Origin of the sequence: Streptomyces aurantiacus JA 4570 (assembly GCF_000414115.1) — a bacterium.
Taxonomy (GTDB): Bacteria; Actinomycetota; Actinomycetes; order Streptomycetales; family Streptomycetaceae; genus Streptomyces; species Streptomyces aurantiacus_A.
The window spans coordinates 1-3,618 of the sequence record NZ_AOPZ01000317.1 but is presented as its reverse complement, the minus strand read 5'-3'; the positions used below and the strand labels follow the sequence as shown (position 1 = coordinate 3,618).

General features: G+C 75.3%; 2 protein-coding genes. One reads left to right on the top strand and one right to left on the bottom strand.

The window, feature by feature from the left end:
* Positions 1-131: 131 nt before the first annotated feature.
* Entirely contained in the window at positions 132-923 is a 792-nt protein-coding gene (locus tag STRAU_RS27885) for an ABC transporter permease (RefSeq protein WP_016643756.1), read from the top strand.
* Here the strand turns inward: STRAU_RS27885 and STRAU_RS27880 are convergent.
* Positions 904-3,618, bottom strand: a 2,715-nt coding sequence (locus tag STRAU_RS27880; RefSeq protein ID WP_037662350.1) for an ATP-binding protein, incomplete at its 5' end; no start/stop codon positions are given. The genes STRAU_RS27885 and STRAU_RS27880 overlap by 20 nt on opposite strands.

Here is a 3,618-nt window from a genome sequence, read left to right as displayed (position 1 = left end):
GACGAACTGACCGTGCACACGCCCGACCTCGACGACGTGTTCTTCGCCCTGACCGGAGGCGCCGTCGTCAGGGGCGGCATCGGCGGCGGCAGCGGCACCGGCGGTGCCGACCAGCCCGCGGAGGCCCTCCGATGAGCCCCCTCACGCTCGCCGTCCGCGACTCGACCGTCATGCTGCGCCGCAACCTGCTGCACGCCCGGCGCTACCCGTCGCTCACCCTGAACATCCTGCTGATGCCGATCGTCCTGCTGCTGCTCTTCGTCTACATCTTCGGCGACGTGATGAGCGCGGGCATCGGCGGCGGCGGCGCCGACCGGGCGGAGTACATCGCGTATCTCGTCCCCGGCATCCTGCTGATGACGATCGGCGGCACCCCGGCCGGCACCGCCGTGTCGGTGTCCATGGACATGACCGAGGGCATCATCGCCCGCTTCCGTACGATGGCGATCCACCGCGGCTCCGTGCTCATCGGGCACGTCGTGGGCAGCGTGCTGCAGGCGCTCATCAGCGTGCTGCTCGTCGGCTCCGTCGCCGTGGCCGTGGGCTTCCGGTCCACGGACGCCACGGTCCTGGAGTGGCTTGCGGCCTTCGGACTGCTCGCGCTGGTCGCCACGGCCTTCACCTGGATCGCCGTGGGCATGGGCCTGGCCAGCCCGAACGCCGAGGCGGCCAGCAACAACGCGCTGCCGATGATCATCCTCCCGTTCATCTCCAGCGCCTTCGTGCCGGTCGACGAGATGCCGGGCTGGTTCCAGCCGATCGCCGAGTACCAGCCGTTCACACCGGCCATCGAGACCCTGCGCGGCCTGCTGCTCGGCAGCGAGATCGGCGACAACTGGTGGCTCACGATCGTCTGGTGCCTGGGCCTGGCCGCCCTCGGCTACCGCTGGTCGACGGCGCTGTTCAACCGCGACCCGAAATGAGCGCGCGGACCGCCTCCCACAACTCGTCCCGCTCCAGTGCGGCGTACGCCGCCACCGCGTCCGCGTACGCCGCCCCGTCGGCGCCCTCGGCCGCCCGCCGGGCACGGGCCGCCGCCATCGTCGGGAAGTCGCCGAGGACCCGCAGCCGTTCGGCCAGCGCGATCTCCCGCACGGCGGAGGCGTCGCCCGACGCGAGCCCCGCCATGCCGAGCGCGTGCAGCACCGTCCCGTACACCGGCAGCTCCATGGGCGTACCGGGCGGACCGGAGAGCAGCGTCCGCAGCCGCTGCCGGAGCCGGCCGGCCGCCTCGGGGACGAGGTCGAGACGGCCCGCGTGCGCGTGCGCCGTCACCGCCGTCGACTGGATCTGCAGCGCCCACGGGTTGAGCCAGGGATCGCCGCCGTCCACCGGGGCGACCGCGGGCAGCCGCTCCATGGCGCTCCGCCACAGGCCGAGCCCGTCCTCCGTCAGCCCGCGGGCGAGCGCGGTCTCGGCGCGCCCGCCGAGGTCGGGGCTGTAGAACGGGTCCTTCTGCGGGACGTCGTCACCCTGCGCCTGCCGCAGCCAGTACTCGGCCTCGTCGGGGTCGCCGCGCTGCAGGCAGGCGAGGACGAGGCCCCAGCGGATGCCGATGAAGTCGCGCTCGTCACCGAGCCGCGGCAGCGCCTCAAGCGCCGCCCTGAGGTGCTCGTACGCCTCCTCGCCCCGCTCCGTCCGCAGGCACAGCTCGCTCAGCCGGCCCCGGCCCACGACCCGCAGGGTCGGATTGTCGACCGTCTCCAGCAGGGTGATCACCCGGCGGGCCGAGGCGAGCGCGCGGTCGATGTCGTGCTCGTACTGCCAGACGTAGGTGGCGACACACTCGGCGAGACCGGCCACCAGCGGCTGCTCGCTGTCGCACAGCTTCTGCAGCGCTTCGTAGCCGGGTGGCCGCATCTCGGGGATCGCGCTCAGCACCACCGCGGTGGCGCGCAGCACCGTGTCCGGCGGGGCCGGGGGCAGCCGCCGGAGGGTGATGAGCTGGCGTAGGACGCGCGGGTCGAAGCCCATGAGCAGGCTCACCGCGCACAACACGGCGGCGGCGCGGGCGACTTCGACGTCCGCGGGCCCGGGGCGGTAGTGCGACAGCGGCGGGCCGGTGTCGGCGGCGAGGGCGGCGAGGCGGGGGTAGTCGGCGTCGGTGGACCACAGGGCGGCGAGGACGGCGGTGAGCGCCGCGGTGGCGGGGCCGTCCGCACGGGCCAGGGCGTGCCGCAGGGCCAGGACGAGGTTGTCCTGCTCGGGCTTGATCCGCTCCCAGGCGCCCCGCGGGTCCGCGCCGACGAGCCAGTCGTGGTGCGCGACCCCGAAGTCCCGCGCCCAGGCCACGAACCGGCCGACGGCCTCCTCTTCCTCACCCGCCTCCGCGCGCCGGGCCGCGCTGAACTCCCGTACCGTCTCCAGCATCCGGAACCGGGCACCGGCCGGGGTGTCGACGACGGTGAGCAGCGACTGACCGGCCACCTGCTCGAGCACGGACAGCGCGTCCTCGCCGAGGACGTGCTCCGCCGCCCCGCCCGAGAACCCGCCGGGGAAGACGGACAGCGCCCGCAGCGCCGCCCTGGCGTCCTCCGAGAGCAGGTTCCAGCTCCACTCCACGACCGCGTGCAGCGTGCGCTGGCGCTCCGGCATGTCCCGGGCCCCGCCGCGCAGCAGCGCGAACCGGTCGCCGAGGCGGCGGGCGATCTCGGACACCGACAGCACGCGTACGCGCGCCGCGGCCAGCTCCACGGCCAGCGGCAGCCCGTCGAGATGACGGCACACCTCGGCCACCGCGTCCGGCGGCAGCCGCACCCCGGGCCGGGCGGCCCCGGCCCGCTGCGTGAACAGCTCGACGGAGGTGTCGAGACCGAGCTCCGGCAGCGCGTACACCGCCTCCGACGTCAGACCGAGGGGGGCCCGGCTGGTGGTGAGCACCCGCAGGTCCTTCGAGGCCGAGACCAGGGCCCGTACGAGGTCGGCGGCGCCGCCGATGACGTGCTCGCAGTTGTCGAGGACCAGCAGCGCGGGCCCGGAGCCGAGCACGCGGACGATGCCGGTCACCGGGTCGGCCGGGGCGTGGCCGCTCAGGGCGCCGGGCCGCGCCTCTGCCATCCGCCTCCCGCCACCGCCCTCGACGGCGGCCGCTTTGCTCCCGCCGCCCGCGGCGAGCGCGGCGGCCACCTCCGCGGCCACGTCCGCGTCCGCGGTGACGCCGGCGAGCGGCACGAAATACACCACGCGCTGCTGGTTCCCCGAGCCTTCGGCCTCGCTCGCGCAGGGGAGATCCCATCGGCGGCTGACGGCGTGCGCGAGCCGGGTCTTGCCGAGGCCGCCGGGGCCGACGACGGTGACGGCGCGCGACGCGCACAGGAGCCGCTCCACGGCCGCGATGTCCCCGTCGCGGCCGAGCAGCGGATTCGGCTCGTGCGGCACGCCGTGCCTGACCACGGGCGCCTCGCCGCGCAGCAGTTCCCGCTGTACGGCCTTGAGGGCGGCGCCCGGATCCGTGCCCAGCGTCTCGCGCAGCTCACGGCGGTACGCCTCGTACCGTGTCAGCGCCGCGGCCGGGCCCGCCGTGGCCGCCTCGCCGCGCAGCAGCTCGGCGAGCACCTCCTCGTCGCGCGGACGCTCAGCGGCGGCCCCGGCCAGCGGCCCGGCCGCCTCCGCGTGCCG